Origin of the sequence: Rhabdothermincola sp. (assembly GCF_036846205.1) — a bacterium.
GTDB lineage: Bacteria > Actinomycetota > Acidimicrobiia > Acidimicrobiales > Acidimicrobilacustridaceae > Rhabdothermincola.
The window spans coordinates 1-22,861 of record NZ_DAIUCK010000018.1; the positions used below are offsets into that span (position 1 = coordinate 1).

Consider the following 22,861-nt stretch of genomic DNA (forward strand, 5'->3'; position numbering starts at 1 on the left):
GGCGTAGAGCTGAACAGTTCGGGGAGATGGGGGATGGAGGGAGAGGGGGCCGCGGCGAGCTGGGGGCTCGGCGAGTTGGAGGCGTCCCGGGGACAGAGCCGGCAGCTCGTGCTCCGCTAGCGTGATCCGCTGGTGCGGGCCACCCCGGCACCGGAGGACCACATGACCGATCTCGCCATCCGTGAGCCGTCTGCCGAGCAGCCGGGCGTCACCGCGCCGGCGAGGTCCGGCACCCGGGTGCGCTGGTGGGTCCCGGTTCTCGCCTTCCTCGCCATCGGTGCGGTCCTGTGGTGCGTGGCCGCGCTCGCGGCGACGCACCTCCCCCGCGACGCCTACTTCCCCCGGCCCGAGCACGTGGCCGGTGGCAGCTGGTTCGAGGGCTGGCAGCGGTGGGACGCGTACTGGTACCGGGCCATCGTGCGCGACGGCTACGAGTACGACCCGGGCGTGCAGTCGTCCGTGGCGTTCTTCCCCGCATACCCGATCGTGGTGTGGCTGGCCTCGGGCCTGTTCCCCAGCATCTTCGTCACAGGCACGGTGATCACGGTGCTGTGCGGGTTGGTGGCGGCGGTCACCTTCTACCGGTGGTGTGCGCTGCGCCTGTCGCCTGCCGCGGCCGGCGCGGCGCTGCTCGCGCTGCTCCTGTACCCCTATGCCTGGTACCTCTACGGGCCGATCTACGCCGACGCGCTGTGCCTCGCGGCCGCGCTGGTCGGGTTCTACGCGGTCGAGCGCGACCACCTGTGGGTTGCGGGCCTGGCGGGTTTCGTGGCCTCTGCCTCGCGGCTGGTGGGCCTGGTGGTGGCGGTGGCGCTGGTCCTGCGGGTGATCGAGCGGCGAAATACGGCGATCCCCGCCGATGCGCGGCCGGCGACCGGGGCTGACTACGGTCGCCGGTCCGGGTGGCGGGCCGAGCTCGAGCGGCGCTTCGCACCCCGGGCATTCACCCGCCACGATGCGCCGGTTCTGCTGGCGTTCGGTGGCTTCGGGGGCTGGTGCGCGTATCTGTGGATCCGCTTCGGTGATCCCTTCCTGTTCTCGACCGTGCAGTCGGCGCCGGGCTGGGACCAATCGACCGGCCCGGCCACCTGGGTCAAGGCCCGTCTGATCGGGGAGATCTTCCGGGATCCGAGCTGGCACACCGCCGAGAAGCTCCTGCAAGCGGCCTTGGCCATCGCGGTGCTGCTGGCGGTGCCCCGGGTGGCCCGGCGACTCGGCTGGGCGTACGCCGCGCTCGCGCTCGGGGCGGTGCTGCTGCCGCTGGTGGGCACGAAGGATTTCATGGGCACCGGCCGCTACCTGCTGGCTGCGTTCCCCGTGTTCGCGGTAGTCGGCGAGCTGCTGAGTGAGCGACCACGCCTGCGGCTCGGGGTCCTCACCGGCTCGGGCCTGGTGCTGGTGGTGTTCACGGCGCTCTTCGCCAGGGGGTCGTACCTGTCATGACCGCTTCGTCGAGTCGGGTGGCGCTGGTGACCGGTGGGGGGCGAGGCATCGGCCGGGCGATCTCGCTGGGTCTCGCCGCGGACGGCATGGACGTGGCGGTCAACTTTCGCCGCGACCGGGAGGCCGCGGAAGCCACGGTCGAGGAGATCCGCTCGGCTGGTCGCCGGGCGCAGGCCTACCAGGCCAGCGTGGATCTGCTCGACGACGACCGCCGGCTGGTCGAAGCGGTGCTCGCCGACTTCGGGCGCCTGGACGTGCTGGTGTGCAACGCGGGTATCGCCAGCCGAGGCCAGAGTGTGGTGAACACCGACCCGGTCGAGCTGGAGCGGGTCATGCGCACCCACGCCTTTGGGGCGCACCATCTCTGCCAGCTGGCGGTGCCGGCGATGCGCGAGCAGGAGCGGGGGGATGTGATCCTCATCTCGTCGGTGGCGACGCTCACCCACGCCGCCAACGGCGGGCCCTACAACATGGCCAAGGCGGCCCTGGAGGCGCTCGGCTACACCCTGGCCAAGGAAGAGCTGCGCCACGACATCCGGGTGAACATCGTGGCTCCCGGCCTGGTCGACACCACGATGGGCCAGAAGCTCATGCGGGCCGTGGCCGGGGTGGACGACCTGCGGGCGCTCGACCCGTCGATGCCCTTCGGCCACGTCTGCACTCCCGACGACGTCGCCAACGTGGTGCGGTGGCTGGTGAGCCCGCAGAACACCTACGTGACCGGCCAGAAGATCAACGTCGACGGCCTGGCCAACTTTCTGCGCTGAACCGGTACGATAAACCCGTCCCAGGACGTGGAAAATCGACCGAAGGGCCGCCATGGCAGTCGACACCGATCTCGTGCTCACGGTCACCGAGCCGGCACTGGAGAAGATCCTCGAGATCCGCGACGGCGAGGACGACCCCACCTCGCTGGCGTTGCGGGTGGAGGTGGTCGGCCAGGACGGTCGGGAGTACGCCTACGACCTCGGCTTCGAGCCCCTCGACGACGCCGGGCCGGGTGATCACGTTTCCGACCAGGGGGGCCTGAAGGTGGTGGTGCCGGCCGGGAGCATCGAGCAGCTCCGTGGGGCCACGCTCGACCTGCCCCGCAACCCCGGCCAGGGTGGCCTGGTCATCCGCAACCCCAACCGGCCGAACCCCCTGCTGGGCGCCACGCTGGAGCTCACCGGCGATCTGGCGGAGAAGGTGCAGCAGCTCCTGGCCGAGTCGATCAACCCGTCGCTGGCCATGCACGGCGGGTACGCGTCGCTCGTGGGGGTGGAGGACACCAAGGTCTTCCTCACCATGGGCGGCGGTTGTCAGGGGTGCGCGCTCAGTGCGGCGACGTTGCGGGAAGGCATCCAGGTGGCCATCCGGGAGGCCATCCCCGAGGTCACCGAGGTCATCGACGTCACCGACCACGAGTCGGGGGAGAACCCCTTCTACCGCTGAGGCAGAGGCGGCGGGCGCCGACCGACCCGTCCCTGGCCCGATCAGGTCCGCTCAGCGAGCACGCCGCCGGCCTACGCTCACCGAGGTGACCACGGTGCAGCGGGTGGGGAGAGTGGCCCGCTGGGCCGGGCTGGTCCTCATCGGGGTGGCGGTGATCCTGGCGGTCCTCGGGTGGGCGATCCGCTGGCGGGCCGAGATCTCGGCCGTGGACGAGGCCGAGCGTCTCGAGGCCCCCGGGGAGCTGACCATGAAGCTCGACCCCGGCCGGCACGGCATCTGGGTGGAGCAGGGCCGGGGGCTCGCCTTCTACGACGTCACCATCGAGGGGCCTCGTGGTGACGTGCGGTACGCCGATTACGGGATGTTCGGCTCATCGGCGACGTTGACCCTCGACGGGACCGCGTACCGCATGGACGGCCACTTCGACGTGTCCACCGGTGGCAGGCACACCATCCGCTTCGAGAAGCGGGCGAACGCCAGCCACGAGATCGCCTCCGCGAAGGTCGCGGTCGGGCCGAACGACAACTTCGCCTTCCCGATCCCCACCTTCCTGGCCTGGTTGGCAGCTGCGCTCTGTCTTCTGTTGGGCTCGGCCAGCGGAAGCCTCGGCGTGCTCCTGGGGATCATCGGGCGCCGGCAGGCTGGCACCGGCTCGTCTCCCCCGCCTGGTCCGGCTGCTCCGCCTGGTCCGTCTGGCCCGCCTGCTGCACCGACCCCACGAGGTCCTACACCTCCGCCGCCCGGTCCGTCCGGCCCGCTCCGGCCGTTCTAGGCCTCGAGGTCAGCTCGACCGGTCAGCGCCGCTCGGTGCTGACCGAGCCGGCGGTGGCGAGCAGTTCCTTCGCCGACGCGGCCACTCCGGGGCCATCGAGGCCCAGGTCAGCCAGGATGGCGTCGGGCTTGCCGTGGGGGATGTACGCGGCGGGCACGCCGAGCACCCGCACCCGTGGGGCCGGGTGGCCGAGGGTGACCTCCGCGATCCGGTCGGCGATCGCCGCGCCCACCCCGCCATCGCGGAGCCCGTCCTCCACCGTGACCACGAAGGGGTGGCGGGCCGCGTCGGCGATGAGCTCGGGGTCGAGGGGGACGATCACCCGGGCGTCCCAGACCGTGGTCGAGACGCCCTCGGCTTCGAGCAGCTCGGCAGCGGCCTCGGCCGCGTCGAGCATCTTGCCCACCGCCACGATGCACAGCTCCGAGCCCGATCGCAGCTTGCGGCCCCGCAGGCCGTGGCCGACCTCGTCGGGGTTCGCCTGGGGGGCCATCGTCTTGGGCCAGCGGATGGCGACGGGGCCCGAGGTGATCTCCAGCGCGTCGTGGAGCATGACCTGCAGTTCCTGGTACGAAGACGGGGCGAACATCGTCATGCCCGGCACCTTGGTGAGGAGCACCATGTCGAGCAGGCCGTGGTGGCTGGCGCCATCGTCACCGGTGATGCCAGCCCGGTCGATGCAGAACACCACCGGCTGGTGGTGCAACCCGACGTCGAGATTGATCTGGTCGAAGGCCCGGGTGAGGAACGTCGAGTAGATCGCCACCACCGGGCGCAGCCCACCCATCGCCATGCCCGCCGCGGCAGTGACCGCGTGCTGCTCGGCGATGCCCACGTCGAAGAAACGGTCGGGGTAGCGCTCGGCGAAGGGCAGCAGACCGGTCGAGTCGGGCATGGCGGCGGTGATGGCCACGATCTCGGGGTGCTCTTCGGCCTCTTTCAGCAGCGCCTCGGTGAACGCCGCGGTGTAGCTGCCCGGCTTGGCCCCGCCGATGTCGTGCAACCGCTTGATCGGGTCGTTCTCCGCCGGCGCGTAGCCGCGACCTTTCTGGGTGTGCACGTGGATGACCTGTGGTCCGCCGATCTCGGCTGCGTTGCGCAGCGCTTCCTCGAGCCCGGCGATGTCGTGGCCGTCGAACGGCCCTGCGTAGCGGACACCGAGGGCCTCGAAGAACGCCGGTGGCTCCCACATCTCCCGGATCGCCGCCTTGGTGGCCTCCATGGCCCGTTCCAGCCGATCGCCGACCAGGGGCATCTCGGCGAGCAGCTTCTCGATGCGCGCCTGGCGGCGCATGTAGGTGGGGTTGTTGCGGATCTTGACCAGGCTCTCGCCGAGGCGGGAGATGGTGGGGGCGTAGGAGCGACCGTTGTCGTTCAGGATGATGATGCAGTCGCGGCCGGAGTGTCCGAGGTTGTTGAGGCCCTCGAAGGCCATGCCCCCGGTCATCGACCCGTCGCCGATCACCGCGATCACCCGCCGGCCCTCGCCCCCCTCGGCCTGCTGCGCGGTGGCCAGGCCGTGGGCGTAGCTGAGGATGGTTGACGCGTGGCTGTTCTCGATCCAGTCGTGCTCGGACTCGGCCCGACTCGGATAGCCGGACAGCCCACCCGCCTGCCGCAAGGTGGCGAACTGCGAACGCCGCCCGGTGATGATCTTGTGCACGTAGGCCTGGTGGCCCGTATCCCACAGGATGATGTCGCGGGGCGAGTCGAACACCCGGTGCAGCGCCAGGGTCAGCTCGACGACACCCAGGTTGGACCCGAGGTGCCCGTGACCGACCTGGTTGACGGAGTCCACGATGAACTGGCGGATCTCGGCCGCCAGGATCTCGAGCTGGTCGCGGTCGAGCGACTTCAGGTCTGCCGGCGAGTCGATGGTCTCGAGGATCATGTCTGGCCCTGGCCTTGCATCGAGGTCACGGTACCTGCCTCCCGCGCTGCGCGGTGCGTCGGGGTCACGGAGCCGGGTGCCGCTCAGGCCACCGCGGCCTGTCTCCTCCCGCCCACCGCGAAGGCGGGAGCGCCGAGGAGGCTGACGGCCACGTTGAGCAGGTAGAGCAGCAGCCCCAGAGCCACTGCCTGCTCAGCGGGCACGCCGAGCGGTGCCAGGAAGATCACGAACGCGCCCTCCCGCACCCCGAGACCGGAGATGCCGATGGGAAGCACCTGGGCGATCAGCACCGCGGGGAAGAACGCCAGCAACGGGGTCAGCCCCAGCTCGGCCAGCCCCACGGCGGCAGCAGCCATCAGAGCGGCCAGGCACAGCACGAGCTGGTACACCAGACCGACCCCGATCACGCTCAGTGCCGCCGTGGGATGGTGGCGCAGGCGGGACACGCCGAGGTGCACCGCCCCCACGAAGCGCAACCACCCCTGCCGGGTGCGGAAACGACCGCCGAGAGCGGGGTGGTCGGCGGCCACGAGCACCGCCACCAGCGCCCCGAGGGTGCCCGCGGCGATCAGCACGGCCAGCAGAGTGGCGCGCCCCAGCTCGAGCAGGTCGGGGTTGACCGCCAGGCCGATGAAGGTGATGAGCGGCAGCACCAGCCAGCCGGTGAGGCGTTCCAGCACCACCGACGCGAACGTGTCCGGTGGGTCGCCGTTCTCGCGGGCGAGGCGGCTGACCCGCAGCACGTCGCCGCCGATGGTGGTGGGCAACACGTTGGACACGAACTGGCCGGCGAAGTAGAGGGGCACGAGCCGGCGCAGCCGGGCCCGCAGACCGAGGGCCCGCAGCACCTGCTGCCAGCGCAGCGCGGAGAGCACGATGCCCACCAGCGTGAGCAGGGCGGCACCGGCGAGCCAGCCCCAGGTGGCCCTACTCCAGGTGGGCACCAGACGGTCCCACTCGAACTCCGGGATGCGGGTGAACAGCAGCCAGAGCATGGCGGCGCTGGCGAGGATCCGCACCGGGAGCACCCACCCCCGGCGCCTGCTGCACGCCTGCTCGTGGCCGGCCTCGGTCTGCTCGACCAGCTCGTCGACGGTCAGATCGGCGAGCGCCAGCAGTTCCTCGGCGGGAGGTCCCGTGGAGTCGCCAGATCCTGTAGCCACCCGACGATTGTACGACCGTGCCCGCCAGTTGGTCCGACTGGTACGGCCACCGAGGGGGCGTCCCTGCCGAGTGGTGCTCGCTACGCTGCCCCGGACCGACCGACCACGGAGGCGGTATGACGGAACTGAGCGGTCACGGCGGTGAGCACGCCGTGCGGGCGCTGCGACGGTTCGGGGTGCGGGAGATCTTCACCCTCTCCGGCGGGCACATCTTTCCCTTCTACGACGCGGCCCGGGCCCAGGACGTCCGGATCGTCGACGTCCGGCACGAGGCGACGGCCACCTTCGCCGCCGAAGGCATGGCGAAGCTCACCCGGCGACCGGGGGTGGCGGTGCTCACCGCGGGGCCGGGGGTCACCAACGGCGTGAGCGCTGTGACCAGCGCGTGGTTCAACGGCTCGCCGCTGGTGGTGCTCGGTGGCCGGGCGCCGCAGGGTCGCTGGGGAGCGGGCTCCCTGCAGGAGTTCGACCACGTGCCGGTGCTCGCCCCGATCACCAAGCACGCGGCGACCGTCACCGCGGTCGAGCGGATCGGTACCGACGTGGTGGCAGCGACGACTGCGGCGCTCACCCCGCACCGGGGGCCGGTGTTCCTCGACTTCCCGCTGGACGTGATCTTCGCCACCGGCACCGGCGACGTGCCCGACCGCCCCCCGATCACCGGGCCCGAGCCGGACCCGGACGACGTGCACCGCGCCGCGGCGATGCTGGCTGCCGCCGAGCGCCCGGCGTTGATCGCCGGCACCGACCTCTACTGGGCGGGCGCCTGGGGGGCGCTGCGCGAGCTGGTCGAGACGTTCGGGGTGCCCACATTCGTGAACGGGCTCGGCCGGGGCTGCCTGCCAGCCGACCATCACCTGGCCTTCAGCCGGACCCGCGGCCTGATCAAGACCGAGGCCGACCTGGTGGTGGTGGTGGGCACACCGCTGGATTTCCGGCTGTCGTTCGGCCAGTTCGGTGACGCGGGGGTGGTGCACATCGTCGATCACCCCTCGCAGCGAGCGGCCCACGTGGAGGTGGCCGTGTCACCGGCGGGGGACCTCACCGCGATCCTCGAGGGCATGGCCTCGTGGGAAGGCGATCGGCGGGATCACACCGCGTGGATCGAGCGGCTCCGTGCCGCCGAAGACGAGGCGGCAGCCGCCGAGGCCGCGCTCCTGGCCGCGGCCACCACCCCCATCAAGCCCACCCGGGTGTACGGCGAGCTGCGTCGGGTGCTCGACCGTGACGCGGTGGTCATCTGCGACGGCGGCGACTTCGTGTCCTACGCGGGCCGCTACGTCGACTCCTTCGAGCCGGGCTGTTGGTTGGATCCCGGCCCATACGGGTGTCTCGGCACCGGGCTGGGCTACGCGGCCGCCGCTCGCCTGGCGCACCCGGATCGGCAGGTGGTCCTGCTGCTCGGCGACGGCGCGGCCGGCTTCTCGCTCATGGACGTCGACACCCTCGTCCGGCACCGGCTGCCGGTGGTGATCGTCGTGGGCAACAACGGCATCTGGGGTCTCGAGAAGCACCCGATGAAGCTGCTCTACGGCTACGACGTGGCCGCGGACCTGCAGCCCGGGTGCCGGTACGACGAGGTGGTGCGAGCGCTCGGCGGTGCGGGGGAGACCGTGACCGACCCGTCCGAGCTGGGTGACGCGCTGAAGCGGGCCCTCGCCGCGGACACCCCGTACCTGGTGAACGTGATCACCGATCCGGCCGACATGTATCCCCGGTCGTCGAACCTGGCGTGAGGGTGTGACCGTCGTCGGGGCGGGTCGGGGTGGCGGATGCTGAGCGGGCGGCTCAGCCCCGGGCCTTCTCCAGGAACCGCTCGACGTCGACGATCACCCGGGTCACCCGGCCCACGGCGACCAGCCCCCGCTCGTCGTTGACCGACACCGTGAACACCACTCGCCGGCCGTTGACCTTCTCCACCGTGGCCTCGGCCACCACCCGGTGGCCGACCGCGGTGGGGGCCAGGTGGTCGAGCTGGACCTGCATGCCCACCGAGGTCTCCTGGGGGCCGAGCTCGCCGACGAGCGCCTTGACCGCAGCCTCCTCGCAGAGCGCCACCACCCTCGGGGTGGCCAGCACGGGCACGTCGCCGGAGCGGATGGCGATGGCGGTGTCGGCGTCGGCGACCTCGAGCTCGACCTCTGCACACAGGCCGGGACGTACGGGCACCGGGGTACGATAAGCCCCCTCCTGCCCGGTCAGCCAACCCGCCCGGAGGCCGCCGTGATCGACGAGTCAGTGATCAGCCGCGTGCTCGGCGCGGCGCTGCGCACCGGCGGCGACTTCGCCGAGATCTTCGCCGAGGACAAGCGCTCGTCGTCCGCGCTGCTCGACGACGGCAAGGTCGAAGAGCTCACCTCCGGCCGTGATCGAGGGGCCGGCATCCGGGTGGTGGTCGGTGAGACGACCGGCTTCGCCCACACTGCGGACCTCTCCGAGGCGGGGCTCACCGCGGCGGCCGAGGCCGCCGCCGCGGCGGCTCGCAGCGGCGGCGGGGGGGTGAGGACGGTGGCCCTCGAGCGGCGGGACGTCCCGCCGGCCTACCGGGTCGAGACCTATCCGGCTGACGTGCCGAAGGCCCGCAAGGTGGAGCTGCTGACCCGGGCCGACGAAGCCGCCCGGGCGGCGGGCTCGGCGGTCACCCAGGTGTCGGCCAGCTACGGCGACAGCCGGCGGCGGATCCTGGTGGCCAACAGCGACGGCCTCCTCACCGGCGACGACGTGGTCCGCACCCTGTTCACGGTCTCGGTCGTCGCCACCGGCGACACCGGGATGCAGACCGGGCGCGAGAGCGTCGGCCACACGGTGGGCTGGGAGCTGTTCGACCTCTACGACGTGGAGGAGCTGGCCCGCACCGCGGCCAGGCGGGCCCTCACCAAGCTCGACGCCAGGCCCGCTCCCAGCGGTGAGATGCCGGTGGTGATCGCGTCGGGTGGTGGGGGCGTGCTGTTCCATGAGGCCTGCGGGCACGGCCTGGAAGCCGACCTGGTCGGCAAGGGCGCGTCGGTGTTCAAGGGCCGGGTGGGCGAGCGGGTGGCGGCGAAGGGAGTCACGATCGTCGACGACGGCACCATGGCGAAGGAGTGGGGCAACTACGCCATCGACGACGAGGGCCACCCCGCGCAGCGCAACGTGCTCATCGAGGACGGGGTGCTCACCGACTACATGTGGGACCTGCTCCGGGCCCGCAAGGAGGGCCGGGCCAGTTCGGGCAACGGACGCCGCCAGAGCTACCAGCACCTGCCGATGGTCCGCATGACCAACACCTACCTGCTGGCCGGCGACGACGACCCCGAAGACATCATCGCTTCCACCGATCGGGGCGTGTACGTCAAGCACCTGGGCGGCGGGCAGGTCAACACCGCGACCGGTGACTTCGTGTTCGGCATGACTGAGGCCTACCTCATCGAGAACGGCGAGATCACCGACCCGATCCGGGAGGGCAACCTGATCGGCAACGGGCCCGAGGTGCTGACCCGCATCGACGCGCTCGGCAACGACTTCGCCATGGGGCCACCCGGCACGTGCGGCAAGGACGGCCAGGGCGTGCCGGTCGGTGACGGCGTGCCGACGCTGCGGGTCAGCTCCCTGACCGTCGGCGGCACCGCGGCGTGAGCGCCCAGCCCGACGGCGCCGAGCTGCTCGCCCTCGCCGAGCGGGTGGTCGCCCTGGCGGCCGGCGACGAGCAGGTCGAGGCTGTCGTCGTGCGCGACCTCGGCACCGAGATCAAGGTGTACGAGGGCGAGATCGAATCGTTGTCGTCCGCCCAGTCGCAGGGCATCGGCATCCGGGTGATCAAGGGTGGTCGTCAGGGGTTCGCCTACGCCGGCACCCTCGACGTCGACGTGGCGGCCGAGACCCTGGCCGAGGCCCGGGACAACGCCGGGTTCGGCACGGTCGACGAGTTCGCGGGCCTCGCCGAGCCTGACGGTGTCGCTCCTGCCGAGCTCCCACTGTGGTCCGATGCGCTGGCGTCGTTCCCGGCGGAGCGCAAGGTGGCCCTGGCGCTGGAGCTGGAGCGGGCGGTGCGGGGAGCCGACCCGCGCATCTCGGGGATCGAGTCCGCGGAGTACGTCGACTCGATGAGCGAGGCGGCGATCGTCACCACCACCGGCATCCGCGCCTACAGCCGGGACACCGGCTGCTACGTGTCGACCTACGCCATGGCCGAGCAGGACGGCGAGGTGCAGACCGGGTTCGGTTTCTCGGTGGGGCGCGATCCGGCGGAGCTCGACGTGGACCGAGCCGCGACCGACGCCGCCGAGCGGGCCACCCGCATGCTCGGGGCCACCAAGCCCCGCAGCGAGCGGCTGACCGTAGTGCTCGACCCGTGGGTCACCGCGCAGTTCCTCGGCATCCTGGCCTTCACGCTCAACGGTGAGTCGGTGCTCAAGGGCCGCTCCCTGTTCGCCGATCGGCTCGGCGAGGAGGTCGCCTCGCCGCTGGTCACCCTGGTCGACGACCCCACCGACATCCGGGCGTTCACCGCCACCGAGATCGACGGTGAGGGGCTGGCCACCCGCCGCAACGTGCTCATCGACGGCGGGCGGCTGGAGCGCTTCGTGCACAACGCCTACACCGCGCGCCGGGCCGGGACGGTGTCGACGGGCTCCGCGGTGCGGGGCTTCAAGAGCACCCCGGGCGTGGGCTGCATGGCCACCTCGCTGGTGCCGGGGTCGCAGGGGCAGGCGGAGCTGGTGCGGCTGGCGGGCGAGGGCGTGCTGGTGCAGGAGGTGGCCGGGTTGCACTCCGGCGTCAACCCGGTGAGCGGCGACTTCTCCACCGGGGCGGAGGGCCTCCGGATCCGTGGCGGCGAGCTGGCCGAGCCGGTTCGGGAGTTCACCATCGCGTCGACCCTGCAGAAGATGCTGCGTGACGTGGTCGCGGTCGGCAACGACCTGCAGTGGCTCCCCATGCCGGCGGCGGGGGTGAGCCTGGTGATCACCGACGTCACGGTCAGCGGCGCGTGAGCGAGCTGCTCGAGCTCGCCCGGCGGGTCGCCGAGCAGGCTCGGCCGGGTGAGCAGATCGAGGCCTACGTCGCTCGGGGCATGACGACCTCGGTGAAGGCCTACGGCGGCGAGGTCGAGTCGCTCACCTCGGCGGAGTCGTTCGGGGTGGGCATCCGGGTCGTCAGCGGGAAGCGGCAGGGTTTCGCGCACTGCGGCACCTTCGACGACGCGGTGGTGCTCGACACGCTGGCCGACGCCCGCGACAACGCCACCTTCGGGGAGCCGGACGAGTTCCACGGCCTCGCCGTTCCCGACGGGGTCCCCGAGCCCTCGCTCGAGCTGTGGCGGGACGAGCTGGTGTCGTTCCCCACCGCGGAGAAGGTGGCGCTGGCGCTCGAGCTGGAGCGGGCGACCGTCGGTCGTGATCCCCGGGTGACCGGCGTGCGCACCGCCACCTACGGCGACTCGCTGGGCGAGGTGGCGATCGCCACCAGCACCGGCATCGCGGCCCACGGGCGGGGGACGGGTTGCCACCTGTCGGTCTCCGCGCTGGCGGTGTCCGGTGACGAGACCAAGATCGGCGGTGGGGTGAGCGTCGGGCGGGGGCCGAGCGAGCTCGACGTGGAGGAGGCGGCCACCGATGCGGTGGATCGGGCGGTGCGCCTGTTCGGGGCGGTCAAGCCGCCGTCGCAGCGCTTGGCGGTGGTGTTCGAACCCCGGCTGGCCGCCACCCTGCTCGGGATCGCCGGCGCCACGCTCACCGGTGAGCGGGTGCTGAAGGGCCGCTCGCCGTTCGCCGATCGGCTCGGGGAGCAGATCGCGTCGCCGCTGCTGACGCTGGTCGACGACCCGACCGACCAGCGCTCGTTCGGCGCCGATCCCTTCGACGGGGAGGGCCTGGCCACCCGGCGCAACGTCCTCATCCACGACGGCGTGCTCCAGGGCTTCCTGCACGACACGTACTCCGGGCGCCGGGCCGGGGTGGGCTCGACCGCCTCGGCGGTGCGGGGCTACGCCTCGACCCCCGGGGTCGGGTGCCGGGCGCTCGCCATCGCCCCCGGGTCGGGCAGCCTCGACGAGCTCATCGGTGGGGTCGATCGAGGCGTGCTGGTGCAGTCGCTCACCGGGTTGCACTCGGGGGTGAACGCGGTGTCAGGGGACTTCTCGGTCGGCGCGGAGGGGCTGATGATCCGGGGCGGGACCCTCGCCGAGCCGGTGCGGGAGGTCACCATCGCCTCGACGCTCCAGCGCCTCCTGCTCGACATCCGCGCCGTCGGCTCGGACCTCGAGTGGCGGCCGGGCGGCACCGGCGCGTGCACCCTGGTCATCGAGGACGTGTCGCTCAGCGGGACGTGAGCTCCGCGGGCATCGGCGGCGAGACGATCACGGGGATCACCGAGCCGTCCAGCACACCACGGGCCACCGCGGGGACGTCCTGCTCGCCGACCGCGACGACGATGGCCTGATCGCCGATGTCCACCACCACCGCCTCCCGGGCCACCCACCGCCCGAGGGCGAGCAGGTCGACCCGGTCACCGACCCGGAGGGAGCTGAGCGGCGGGTCGACCGGTACGGCGATGGCCCGCGCCCCGGCCGGCAGCAGGGCGTGCGGGCCCTGTCGGCCGTCCGGCGCGAGCCGCGCCTCCACTACGGCTTCGCCGGCGAGGATCGGCTGGATCACCGTGCGGCCCGACGGGTCGGGCACGACCCCGCTCGGGAGCGCGAGGGACGGGAGTTCACGCCACTCGAGGTCGTCTGGTCGGATCTCCTCACCGGGTCGGAGGTCGTGGCGGGCGACGGGTACCCGCTGGCGTGGGCCGTAGCGGTCGGCGGTCTGCTCGGCGTTGGAGACGGTCACGGCCGCCAGGACGGCCAGGGCGGCTGCGGCCAGCGCGGTGACCGGCCAGTGACGGCGGGCGCGAAGCCGGAGGCGGAGCCCGGAGCGGGGCCGGGGCGGGTGATGCACGGCATCCTCCTGCGGGCGCGTCGAAGGACGGGAGGCGCAGGGGGAAGCGGCGTGAGGCTAGGCGCTCGCGGCTGCCGGCGTCGATGCCTTCTCGGAGCCCGAGGACGAACCCGACGCCGAGGATTCCGACCCGGACGAGCTCGACTCGGACGAGGATGACGATGTGCCGTTCGAGGAACGGCTGTCGGTCTTGTAGAACCCGCTGCCCTTGAAGGAGATGCCGACGTTGCCGAACACCTTGCGCAGCGAGCCCTCACAGGCGGGGCACTGGGTCAGGGGATCGTCGGAGAACGCCTGGACGACTTCGAGCTCGTGCCCGCAGTCCCGGCAGCGGTACTCGTAGGTCGGCATGGTCCCTCTCTCGTCGTTCTCGTTGCCCGCTCACCGCCACCGTCCCGGCGGTTAGCACTCGACACCTGAGAGTGCCAGCATAGCGGGGCCTCCAGGCGGGAACCACCGGGCCTCGCCCGCCCTACGATGGCGGCCATGGCACCAGCGGTCACCAAGGCAGTCATCCCCGCCGCCGGCCTCGGGACCCGCTTCCTGCCGGCCACGAAGGCGCAGCCCAAGGAGATGCTGCCCGTCGTCGACAAGCCGGCGATCCAGTACGTGGTGGAGGAGGCGGTGCGGGCGGGGATCGACGACATCCTCATCATCACCGGGCGCGGCAAGCGTTCCCTGGAGGACCACTTCGACCGTAACTTCGAGCTCGAGTACTACCTGGAGCAGCGGGGCAAGATCCACGACCTGGGCGAGATCCAGGCCCTGGCGGAGATGGCCGACATCCACTACGTGCGCCAGGGCGAGCCCCTGGGTCTGGGGCACGCGGTGTCGGTGGCCCGCAAGCACGTGGGAGACAACCCCTTCGTGGTGATGCTCGGCGACGACATCATGGACCGGCGTTGCACCGTGCTCGCCGACATGATCGCCACCTTCGAGACGTACCAGCGGTCGGTGGTGGCCCTGTCGGAGTTCCCCATCGAGGAGATCTCCGCCTACGGGGTGGTGCGCCCCGAGACCGTCACCGACCACCTGGTGCGGGTGCTCGACATCGTGGAGAAGCCTCAGCCCGCGGCCGCCCCCTCCAACCTGGCGGTCATGGGCCGCTACGTGTTCACCCCGGAGATCTTCCACGCGCTCGAGCAGGTCAAGCCCGGGCACGGGGGTGAGATCCAGCTCACCGACGCCATCGCCCTGCTGCTGCGCGAGCAGGAGGTCTACGGCTACGTGTTCGGTGAGGGCCGCTACGACATCGGCAAGAAGCTCGACTACCTCCGGGCCACGGTGGAGCTGGCGATGGACCGCGAGGACCTGGGCCCGGAGTTCCGGGCCTTCCTGGCCGAGATCGTGCGCAAGCGCGGCCTGGCCTGAGCGGGCGATCGCGGTGGGGCTGGTCCCGCTCGCCGAGGCCCGCCGGCACGTGCTCGAGCGCTGCCCGCCCCTCGCGCCCATCTCGATGCCGGTCGGCGACGCGCTCGGATGCGTCACCGCGGCGGCGGTGGTGTGTGAGGAGCGGGTTCCCCCGTTCGACAACTCGGCCATGGACGGCTTCGCGCTCCGCGCGGCCGACGTGACGGGAGCTGGCCCGGCCAGCCCGGTCGTGCTCCGGGTCGTCGGCACGTTGCACGCCGGCTCCTCGCCCGACCTGGCGGTCGGGGAGGGCGAGGCGGTGCGCATCATGACCGGCGCCCCGCTGCCCGCCGGCGCCGATGCGGTGGTGATGGTGGAGTCCACCACCGAGCTCGACCGCGGCGGGGCGGTCGAGGTCCGCGAGGCGGTGCCGCCCGGCCGGAACGTGCGGCCCGCCGGTGACGACCTGCGCCCCGGCGAGGTGGTGATCGAGGCAGGGGTCGAGATCACTCCGGCTCGGGTCGGTGTGCTGGCCACGCTCGGCCGGGAGACCGTGGAGGTGCATCCCCGGCCTCGGGTGGGGGTGCTCTCGACGGGCGACGAGCTCGTCGACGGCCCCGGCGCGCTGGGCCCCGGCCAGATCCGGGACTCGAACCGCCCGATGCTGCTGGCCCTGGTGCGCGCCTCGGGCTTCGCCCCCGTCGATCTGGGCCGGGTGCCCGACGACCTGGGGGCCATCCGGGCCGTGCTCGGCTCGGCGTCGAGGGCCTGCGACGCGGTGATCACGAGCGGCGGGGTGAGCATGGGTCAGGCCGACCTGGTCAAGGTGGTGCTCGACGAGGCCGGCGAGCTGCGCTGGATGCAGGTCGCGATCAAGCCCGCCAAGCCCTTCGCGTTCGGCACCCTGGCCCGGGGTGGCAGCGGTGGCGTGCGGGTGCCCGTGTTCGGTCTCCCGGGCAACCCCGTGTCCTCGGTGGTGTCCTTCGAGCTGTTGGCCCGGCCGGCGCTGCGCCGGATGGCGGGCTTCCCCGCCGATCAGCTCGACCGGCCCCGCGTGGTGGCGGTGGCCGACGCCCCGCTGCCACGCCGGCCCGACGGCAAGGTCCACTTCGTGCGGGTGGTCTGCCGCTACGGCGAGGACGGCGCCTACCACGTGCGCTCCGCGGGCGGGCAGGGCTCGCACCAGCTCGGCTCCCTCACCGGTGCGAACGCGCTGGCGGTACTGCCCGACGGTGACGGTGCCGACTCGGGCGACACGGTGGAGGTCATCCTGCTCCAGCCCTGACCTCGGTCCCGCGCCAGCGGGCTCCCCGGGCGCGTAGCCTGGCAGGCGATGGGGCAGGGGCTGGTGGACTCGTTCGGCCGGGTGCACCGCGACCTGCGCATCTCGGTCACCGACCGGTGCAACTTCCGCTGCACCTACTGCATGCCCGAGGAGGGCATGGCCTGGTTGCCGCGCCGGGAGCTGCTCACCTACGAGGAGATCGAGCGGGTGGCCCGCCTGCTCGTCGAGCGCTACGGGTTCGAGAGCATCCGCATCACTGGTGGGGAACCCACCGTGCGGGCCCATCTGCCGGTGCTCATCGAGAAGCTGAGCCGGCTCCCGGTGGACCTGGCGCTCACCACCAACGGCGTCTCGCTGCGCCTCATCGCCCACGACCTCGCCGCCGCCGGCCTCACCCGGATCAACATCTCGCTCGACTCGCTGCGGGCGGAGCGCTTCGCGGCCATCACCCGCCGTGACTCGCTGGCCGAGGTGCTGGAAGGGATCGACGCCGCCCTCGACGCGGGGCTGGCGCCGGTGAAGGTCAACGTGGTGGTGATGCGCGGCGTCAACGACGACGAGCTGGTCGATTTCGCGGCGTTCGGCCGGGCTCGTGGGGTGACCGTGCGGTTCATCGAGTACATGCCGCTCGACGCCGCCGGCGCGTGGACCAACGACCAGGTGGTGGGCCGGGAGGAGATCGTGGCCACCATCGGTTCGGTCTTCCCGCTGGAGGCCGTGGGCCGTCCCGACGGGGCCCCCGCCGAGCGATTCCGCTTCGCCGACGGCGGGGGCGAGATCGGGGTCATCCCGAGTGTCACCCAGCCGTTCTGTGGAACGTGCGACCGGGTGCGCCTCACCGCCGAGGGCCAGCTGCGGAACTGCCTCTTCGCCCTCACCGAGCTCGACCTGCGGGCGCTGCTGCGCCGGGGCGCGTCCGACGACGAGATCGGCGCGGCCATCCAGCAGGCGGTGGCCACCAAGTGGGCCGGTCACCTCATCAACCAGCCGGTGTTCATCCGCCCGCCGCGCAGCATGAGCCAGATCGGCGGCTGACCACATCGGTCCTGGTCACCCTGCCGCGGGAGCCGGTCGGTCCGACCACCTAGACTCGGCGCCCATGTCCGACCGTGGCCTCACCCATCTCGATCCTCTCGGCCGGGCGCGCATGGTCGACGTGACGCCCAAGGAGGCCACCCACCGCCGGGCCATCGCCCGGGGCCGGGTGTCCATGTCGCCCGAGACCGCGTCGCTGGTCGCTCGCGGTGCCATCACCAAAGGCGACGTGCTGGCCGTGGCCCGGGTGGCGGGCATCCAGGCCGCCAAGCGCACGCCCGACCTGATCCCGCTGTGCCACCCCTTGCTGGTGGGGTCGGTCCTCATCAACTTCCGGATCGAGGACAGCCACATCGAGGTGGAGGCCCAGGTCGACACCGTCGACCGCACCGGCGTCGAGATGGAGGCCATGACCGCCTGCTCCGTGGCCCTGCTGACCATCTACGACATGTGCAAGTCCGTCGACCGCTCGATGGTCATCGGTGAGGTCGCCCTGTGGGAGAAGACGGGTGGGCGCTCGGGACCGTACCGGCGGGACCCGACCGACACCCTCGACTTCTAGACCGGCCCCGATCGCCTGCCCCGGTCGGCCCCCGGTCGGGGCATCAGGTGGCGGTTGTCGCGCGTTCGTAGTAGAAACGTAACGTAAGCGCGAACCGGGCCCTCGCGGCAGGGCCATCCACCACTTTCCGCACCGCCGTGACTACGGTCACCCGACAGCAAAGGTAGGCAACGGAGCGTGACACTCATGGTGCTGTTCCTGCTGGCGGCCCTGTGGGCGGTGTATCTGGCCTCGTGGTTCCGGGGCCGCAGCGAGCGGAGCGTCAACTCCATCTCCTCGTTCAACAAGCACCTCTCGGTCCTGGAGCGCACCTCTCCGGCCCGCCGCGGGCTGCCGGCGGTGCAGACCCACACCTCTCGGGCCACCGTCACCCCGCTCTACGGCCCCGCACCGGTGGTCGGCCGCCGACCGGGCACCATGACCGTCAGCGAGGCCCGCCGCCGCCGGCGCGACGTGCTGTTCGTGCTGGGTGGGGCTGCGCTGGTCACGCTGTTGCTCGCGGTCGTGGCGGGCGGCATCTTCGTGTGGATGCAGGTGCTCGCCGACGTGCTCCTGCTCACGTACGCGGGCCTGCTCGTACGGACGCAGCAACTTGCCGCCGAGCGTCGTACGAAGGTCCGTTACCTCGCCTCCCCGGTGGGCATGGCGGCTGAGCCCGCCTACTACCTGCCCCGGTCCGCCTCGGCGAACTGAGCGGCGGAGGCAGCGTGCCCGGCGCGGCCGGCCCCGACCGTGCCGCCTTCCGCCAGCAACTCGACGCGGCGATCGAGTCCATCGACGCCCAGCTGCGGGCGGCGCACGAAGCCCGGGAGCAGGCGCTGCCAGCTTGCCGGCGGGTGATCCGGGCCGCGGGCAGCTCGATCCGCTCGGTTCATCGGCTCGAGGCCGATCGGGCCGCCGCCCTCGCGGCCGAGGCGGAAGCGGCCCTGCGGGAGGCGCAGGAGGCGCTGGCCCCGTTCCCCGAGGTGGCCTACGCCGGGTTCCTCCACGACGCCGAGAAGGAGTACGCCGAGGCCCGCTTCACCGCCGCGCTGGTGGCGGGCGGCGTGCTGCCTGGCCCGGCGGAGCTCGGCGTGGCCCCGGCCTCGTGGCTGCGGGGCCTGGCGGAGGCGGCCAGCGAGCTGCGCCGGCACGCGCTCGACCGCCTGCGCGACGGCGACCTGACGGCGGCGGAGACGCTGCTCGGGGTCATGGACGACGCCTACGACTCGTTGATGGCCATCGACTATCCCGACGCCATCACCAACGGCCTGCGCCGCACCGTCGACGCCCTCCGGGCGGTGCTGGAGCGCACCCGCGGGGATGTCACCGCCACCGCGGTGCAGGCCCGCCTCCAGCGGGCACTGGAGGAGGCGCAGGGCATCTGAGACCCCCCGAGGGGTTTCGGAGGGTGGAGGCGCCCCGGCTATCCTGAAGGGTCCCCTGGGGGTGTAGCTCAGCTGGCTAGAGCGCTTCGGTCGCATCGAAGAGGCCGTGGGTTCGAATCCCATCACCTCCACTGGTCGCTCGTCAGAGCCCCACGACGGTGACGTCGGGGTAGGCCGCGGCGAGTCGCTGGAGGTCGTCGGGGTCGCCCGTGAGCACCACCCCGCCCCCGCGCTCGACGGCTGCGGCCACGGCGTGCGCGTCCGCCAGGAAGGACGAGTCGGCTCTGGACGCCACCAGCACGGCACCCACCGCCCGGACGAAGCCTCGATCGGTGTCGCGGACGCTGATCCAGCTCTGACGGTTCAGGCAGGTGTCGATGATCGGGTCGTGGCGAGGCCCTCGATAGAGCTCGGCCAGCGTCACCGCGGGCACCACGATGTCGCGGCGCAGGCGTCGGGCGGCCTCGAGCGCGGCACGCACCTCGTCATGGCCCGATCCCCGACCTCGGGCCAGCGCGACGAGCGCCTCGGCGTCGAGCACCACGACCTTCACGCCAGCAGGTCGAGGTACTTGCGCACCAAGCGTTCGTCGACCGGTCCGCGGGTCGCTTCGAGGTGGTCGAGCATCTCGGTGAGCAGGCGATTCCGCCGGCGCTGCTCGTGCTCGAGGCGGACGGCCTCGGCACCACCGATCCCCGGGGAGCGTTCGACCATCGCTACCGGACCACCCCTTCGGCGAAGAGGGTGTCGATCTCGGCCGCCGAGAAGCCGCGCTCACCGAGCACCTCGCGGGTGTGGGCGCCGACGGCCGGCGCCGGGTCGCCGGGTCGGGGTCGCACGCCGTCGACGACCGGCGCGGGGCCGGGTTGGCGGATGCGGCCCATGACCGGATGGTCGACGACCTCGAGGATGCCGGAGGCCGCGATCTGCGGGTCGAGATGCAGCTCGCCCAGCTCCCGCACCGGTGCGCAGGGCACGTCGGCTCGCCGCAGCCGCTCGACCACCTCGTCGGTCGACAGCTCGCGGATCCGTTGCCGCACCGCCCGCATGATGGTCGCCCCGCCGGCCATGCGGGCGCCCGTGTCGCTCAGGTCGCCTCCGGTGTCGTCACCCTCCTCGGTGAGGATGGCGCTGACCAGCCCGTCCCACTGCTTCGCGGTCAGGGTCACCAGCACCACGTGACCGTCGGCGGTGGGTGTGGTGCGGAAGCTGCGGCTCACCGGTGGCAGGAGCTCGACGTCCTCGAGGCAGGTGTCGTTCATCATCCCGTCCGGCCACAGGAACGCCAGGGCGACGTCGAGCATCGACACGTCGATGCGCACGCCCCGGCCGGTGGACACCCGCTGCAGCAGCGCCGCGGTGATCGCCTGGGCGAGGGTGTACGCGCTGGCCTTGTCGATCGCCCCCTGCCGCACCAGGTCGGGCCCGTCGCTGCCCGCTTGGATGGCGGCGAAGCCCGACAGCGCCTGCACCACGTGGTCGTAGGCCGGCTGGGTGGCGAGCGGGCCGTGCGGACCGAAGCCGCTGATCGATCCGTAGACGAGGCGGGGGTTGGCGGCCATGAGCCGGTCGGCGTCCAGCCCCAGGCGCTCGACCACCCCGGGGCGGAAGTTCTGCACGAACACGTCCGCGTCCGCGGCCAGGCGCCGCACCACCTCGACCCCCACTCCGGTCGACAGGTCCACCGCGATCGATCGCTTGCCCCGGTTGAGGTTGGCGAAGTACGCGCTCATGCCGCCGTTGCCGGTGCCCACGGTGCGGATGAGATCCCCCTCGGGCGGTTCGACCTTCACCACGTCCGCGCCCTGGTCGGCCAGCACCATGGTGGCCAGCGGCCCCGACATGTTGCTGGTGAGATCCACGACGCGGATGCCCGCCAGCGGGTGGAACCCAGGCTCCGTCATGGCCGGCAACGTAGTGGGTCCTCACCGCCGGCGAGCGTCCGGGCGGCGAGACGGGGCGCCGCGCCCGCCACGTACGCTTCGCCGGTGAGCGACTGGCAGGCGATCGGCGTCGAGCGCGGCGACGACGGGCGCCGGCGGTGCGGGTGGTGCACCTCGGCCCCCGACTACCTCGCCTACCACGACCAGGAGTGGGGCCGTCCCGTCGTCGACGACATCCGCATCTACGAGAAGCTCTGCCTGGAAGGCTTCCAGTCGGGGCTCTCGTGGCTCACGATCCTGCGCAAGCGCGAGGGGTTCCGCCGGGCGTTCTGCGGTTTCGATCCCGAGCAGGTGGCCCGCTTCGGGGAGCAGACCGTCGACCGGCTGCTCGCGGACGCCGCCATCATCCGCCATCGAGGCAAGATCGAAGCGGCCATCGCCAACGCCCGAGCCACGCTCGAGGTGCAGGCCCGGTACGGATCCCTCGGCGCGTTGGTGTGGTCGTTCGAGCCCCCGAGGCGGCGCCGGGCGCCGCAGCGTCTCGAGGAGCTCGCATCGGCCACACCGGAGTCCACCGCGCTGGCCAGGGAGCTGAAGCGCTTCGGCTTCCGGTTCGTGGGCCCGACCACCGCGTACGCGGCGATGCAGTCGCTCGGGCTGGTGAACGATCACCTGGCCGGCTGCCACGCCCGCCCGGTATGTGAGCGGGAGCGACGGGCGCTGGGGGCGAGGCCGGTCTGACCCGATCTCGTCAGACGCCGACGCCGACGCGGACGTCGCTCAGATGGTGCCGGCCCAGATGAGCGCCGTGGCCACCGCCGCCGCCCCGAGCCGGTACCAGCCGAAGATGGCCAGGCTGTGGCGTTGCAGGTAGCCGACCATCCACCGGATGGCCACCCCGGCCGCCACGAACGCCACCACCAGGCCGACCAGCGGGTTGAACCAGCCGTAGGCGTCGAGCATGAGTGACCCGTCCTTCAGCGCCTCGTACGCGGTGGCGGCACCGAGGGTGACCAGGCCGAGCAGGAAGCTGAACTCCACCGCGGCCCCCAGGCTCAGCCCGACCGCCAGCCCGGCGAGGATTGTCACCAGGCTGCGGCTGGTGCCCGGCCACAGCGCCAGACACTGCACCACCCCGATGACGAGCGCTTGGCGGGCGCTGATGGTCTCGAGGGCCCGCCCACCGGCGTGGCGCTCCCAGCGAGGGGCAACCAGCAGGATCACCAGCCCGCCCACCGCCCAGGCGATGACCACCGGACCCGCGCCGAGCAGGTGGTCCTTGATGGGTCGCTCGAACGCCAGGGCGATCACCACCGCGGGCAGGAACGCCAGCACCAAGCCGGTGAAGACCCGGCGGCCTTCGGGGTCCCGCCCGAGGATGCCGACCACCATCGACCGCAGCCGCCGGAAATACAGGAGCACCACGGCGAGGATGGCGCCGGCCTGGATCGCGATCGCATAGGCATCCGCGGCGGGTTTGGTGGCGTCGCTCTCGCCGATGCCGAGCAGCCGCTGGGCCACCAGCAGGTGGCCGGTGGAGCTGATGGGTAGGAACTCGGTCACGCCCTCCACCAGCCCGAGCACCGCGGCCTTGCCCGCGGTCATCTCCGAGCCGGCTGCGGTCGGGTCCGCAGGCTCGGAGGTCGCGGGAACGGCCATGGCCCGCACCGGCCCGAAGAGGGCCACGGCGATCACGAGCGCCGCGAGCGCGAGCAGGCAACGGCGAGGCTGTGAGCGGGTGGGGGGCACGGCAGCGGAC

General features: G+C 72.2%; 24 protein-coding genes and 1 tRNA gene. 16 read left to right on the plus strand and 9 right to left on the minus strand.

Going from position 1 to position 22,861, the window contains the following annotated elements; translation table 11 throughout:
- Window positions 1–132 precede the first annotated feature (132 nt).
- The 4 genes from V7004_RS04220 (at window position 133) to V7004_RS04235 (ending at window position 3,649) form a co-directional block, all read left to right on the plus strand.
- Window positions 133–1,443, plus strand: coding sequence for a hypothetical protein (locus V7004_RS04220; protein ID WP_334142396.1), 1,311 nt, complete (start codon window positions 133–135; stop codon window positions 1,441–1,443).
- A complete protein-coding gene (locus tag V7004_RS04225; protein ID WP_334142397.1) occupies window positions 1,440–2,210 on the plus strand; it encodes an SDR family NAD(P)-dependent oxidoreductase in 771 nt (256 codons plus the stop codon). Before V7004_RS04220 ends, V7004_RS04225 begins: the two co-directional genes overlap by 4 nt.
- A 52-nt stretch (window positions 2,211–2,262) precedes the next feature.
- A complete protein-coding gene (locus tag V7004_RS04230) occupies window positions 2,263–2,877 on the plus strand; it encodes a NifU family protein (protein WP_334142398.1) in 615 nt (204 codons plus the stop codon).
- 85 nt (window positions 2,878–2,962) lie between these two features.
- The gene (locus V7004_RS04235) at window positions 2,963–3,649 is read left to right on the plus strand and encodes a hypothetical protein (RefSeq protein ID WP_334142399.1); all 687 of its coding nucleotides are present in this window, start codon (window positions 2,963–2,965) and stop codon (window positions 3,647–3,649) included.
- A gap of 22 nt (window positions 3,650–3,671) precedes the next feature.
- Here V7004_RS04235 and dxs read toward each other — a convergent pair whose 3' ends face one another.
- Both dxs and V7004_RS04245 read right to left on the minus strand, forming a co-directional pair.
- Entirely contained in the window at window positions 3,672–5,540 is a 1,869-nt protein-coding gene (gene dxs / locus V7004_RS04240; RefSeq protein WP_334142400.1) for a 1-deoxy-D-xylulose-5-phosphate synthase, read from the minus strand.
- Between the two features lie 83 nt (window positions 5,541–5,623).
- Window positions 5,624–6,703, minus strand: coding sequence for a lysylphosphatidylglycerol synthase transmembrane domain-containing protein (locus V7004_RS04245; RefSeq protein ID WP_334142401.1), 1,080 nt, complete (start codon window positions 6,701–6,703; stop codon window positions 5,624–5,626).
- Window positions 6,704–6,819: 116 nt separating this feature from the next.
- Between V7004_RS04245 and V7004_RS04250 the strand changes: the two genes are divergently transcribed.
- Complete coding sequence (locus V7004_RS04250) at window positions 6,820–8,439, plus strand: acetolactate synthase (RefSeq protein ID WP_334142402.1); 1,620 nt, start codon at window positions 6,820–6,822, stop codon at window positions 8,437–8,439.
- A 52-nt stretch (window positions 8,440–8,491) separates the two neighbouring features.
- Here V7004_RS04250 and V7004_RS04255 read toward each other — a convergent pair whose 3' ends face one another.
- On the minus strand, window positions 8,492–8,872 hold the full coding sequence (locus V7004_RS04255) for a thioesterase family protein (RefSeq protein WP_334142403.1): 381 nt from the start codon (window positions 8,870–8,872) through the stop codon (window positions 8,492–8,494).
- A gap of 54 nt (window positions 8,873–8,926) precedes the next feature.
- On the opposite strand from V7004_RS04255, the gene V7004_RS04260 reads away from it, so the two are divergent.
- Genes V7004_RS04260 through V7004_RS04270 form a run of 3 tightly spaced genes read left to right on the plus strand, consistent with a single transcriptional unit; the run spans window position 8,927 to window position 13,010 of the window.
- Complete coding sequence (locus V7004_RS04260; protein ID WP_334142404.1) at window positions 8,927–10,318, plus strand: TldD/PmbA family protein; 1,392 nt, start codon at window positions 8,927–8,929, stop codon at window positions 10,316–10,318.
- Window positions 10,315–11,673 (plus strand): TldD/PmbA family protein, encoded by a 1,359-nt coding sequence (locus tag V7004_RS04265; protein ID WP_334142405.1) that lies wholly within the window; start codon window positions 10,315–10,317, stop codon window positions 11,671–11,673. Before V7004_RS04260 ends, V7004_RS04265 begins: the two co-directional genes overlap by 4 nt.
- Complete coding sequence (locus tag V7004_RS04270; RefSeq protein WP_334142406.1) at window positions 11,670–13,010, plus strand: TldD/PmbA family protein; 1,341 nt, start codon at window positions 11,670–11,672, stop codon at window positions 13,008–13,010. The genes V7004_RS04265 and V7004_RS04270 overlap by 4 nt, the downstream gene beginning before the upstream one ends.
- Here the strand turns inward: V7004_RS04270 and cpaB are convergent.
- Window positions 12,997–13,620, minus strand: a complete 624-nt coding sequence (gene cpaB / locus V7004_RS04275) for a Flp pilus assembly protein CpaB (protein WP_334142407.1) — start codon at window positions 13,618–13,620, stop codon at window positions 12,997–12,999. The genes V7004_RS04270 and cpaB overlap by 14 nt on opposite strands.
- A 57-nt stretch (window positions 13,621–13,677) precedes the next feature.
- The gene (locus tag V7004_RS04280) at window positions 13,678–13,971 is read right to left on the minus strand and encodes an FmdB family zinc ribbon protein (protein ID WP_334142408.1); all 294 of its coding nucleotides are present in this window, start codon (window positions 13,969–13,971) and stop codon (window positions 13,678–13,680) included.
- 126 nt (window positions 13,972–14,097) lie between these two features.
- Between V7004_RS04280 and galU the strand changes: the two genes are divergently transcribed.
- From galU to V7004_RS04315, 7 genes are all read left to right on the plus strand, one after another.
- Window positions 14,098–14,991: a UTP--glucose-1-phosphate uridylyltransferase GalU gene (gene galU, locus V7004_RS04285; protein ID WP_442968008.1), complete on the plus strand. Its 894-nt coding sequence runs from the start codon at window positions 14,098–14,100 to the stop codon at window positions 14,989–14,991.
- 13 nt (window positions 14,992–15,004) lie between these two features.
- Window positions 15,005–16,255 carry a molybdopterin molybdotransferase MoeA gene (locus V7004_RS04290; RefSeq protein WP_334142410.1) on the plus strand — a complete coding sequence of 417 codons (1,251 nt, stop codon included), beginning with the start codon at window positions 15,005–15,007 and terminating at the stop codon, window positions 16,253–16,255.
- Between the two features lie 48 nt (window positions 16,256–16,303).
- Window positions 16,304–17,290, plus strand: a complete 987-nt coding sequence (gene moaA / locus V7004_RS04295) for a GTP 3',8-cyclase MoaA (RefSeq protein WP_334142411.1) — start codon at window positions 16,304–16,306, stop codon at window positions 17,288–17,290.
- Between the two features lie 64 nt (window positions 17,291–17,354).
- Window positions 17,355–17,852: a cyclic pyranopterin monophosphate synthase MoaC gene (moaC, locus tag V7004_RS04300; protein WP_334142412.1), complete on the plus strand. Its 498-nt coding sequence runs from the start codon at window positions 17,355–17,357 to the stop codon at window positions 17,850–17,852.
- A 177-nt stretch (window positions 17,853–18,029) separates the two neighbouring features.
- On the plus strand, window positions 18,030–18,545 hold the full coding sequence (locus V7004_RS04305) for a hypothetical protein (protein WP_334142413.1): 516 nt from the start codon (window positions 18,030–18,032) through the stop codon (window positions 18,543–18,545).
- 14 nt (window positions 18,546–18,559) lie between these two features.
- Window positions 18,560–19,219, plus strand: a complete 660-nt coding sequence (locus V7004_RS04310) for a hypothetical protein (protein WP_334142414.1) — start codon at window positions 18,560–18,562, stop codon at window positions 19,217–19,219.
- Between the two features lie 57 nt (window positions 19,220–19,276).
- Window positions 19,277–19,350 (plus strand) — tRNA-Ala (locus tag V7004_RS04315).
- An 11-nt stretch (window positions 19,351–19,361) separates the two neighbouring features.
- On the opposite strand, the gene V7004_RS04320 is transcribed toward V7004_RS04315, so the two are convergent.
- Genes V7004_RS04320 through V7004_RS04330 form a run of 3 tightly spaced genes read right to left on the minus strand, consistent with a single transcriptional unit; the run spans window position 19,362 to window position 21,123 of the window.
- Complete coding sequence (locus V7004_RS04320) at window positions 19,362–19,772, minus strand: PIN domain-containing protein (RefSeq protein WP_334142415.1); 411 nt, start codon at window positions 19,770–19,772, stop codon at window positions 19,362–19,364.
- Window positions 19,769–19,933 carry a hypothetical protein gene (locus V7004_RS04325; RefSeq protein ID WP_334142416.1) on the minus strand — a complete coding sequence of 55 codons (165 nt, stop codon included), beginning with the start codon at window positions 19,931–19,933 and terminating at the stop codon, window positions 19,769–19,771. Before V7004_RS04325 ends, V7004_RS04320 begins: the two co-directional genes overlap by 4 nt.
- Window positions 19,934–19,935: 2 nt before the next feature.
- The gene (locus tag V7004_RS04330; RefSeq protein ID WP_334142417.1) at window positions 19,936–21,123 is read right to left on the minus strand and encodes a CaiB/BaiF CoA transferase family protein; all 1,188 of its coding nucleotides are present in this window, start codon (window positions 21,121–21,123) and stop codon (window positions 19,936–19,938) included.
- 84 nt (window positions 21,124–21,207) lie between these two features.
- Between V7004_RS04330 and V7004_RS04335 the strand changes: the two genes are divergently transcribed.
- Window positions 21,208–21,843 carry a DNA-3-methyladenine glycosylase I gene (locus V7004_RS04335; protein ID WP_334142418.1) on the plus strand — a complete coding sequence of 212 codons (636 nt, stop codon included), beginning with the start codon at window positions 21,208–21,210 and terminating at the stop codon, window positions 21,841–21,843.
- A gap of 39 nt (window positions 21,844–21,882) precedes the next feature.
- Here the strand turns inward: V7004_RS04335 and V7004_RS04340 are convergent, their stop codons facing one another.
- Window positions 21,883–22,851 (minus strand): undecaprenyl-diphosphate phosphatase, encoded by a 969-nt coding sequence (locus tag V7004_RS04340; protein ID WP_334142419.1) that lies wholly within the window; start codon window positions 22,849–22,851, stop codon window positions 21,883–21,885.
- Window positions 22,852–22,861 lie beyond the last annotated feature (10 nt).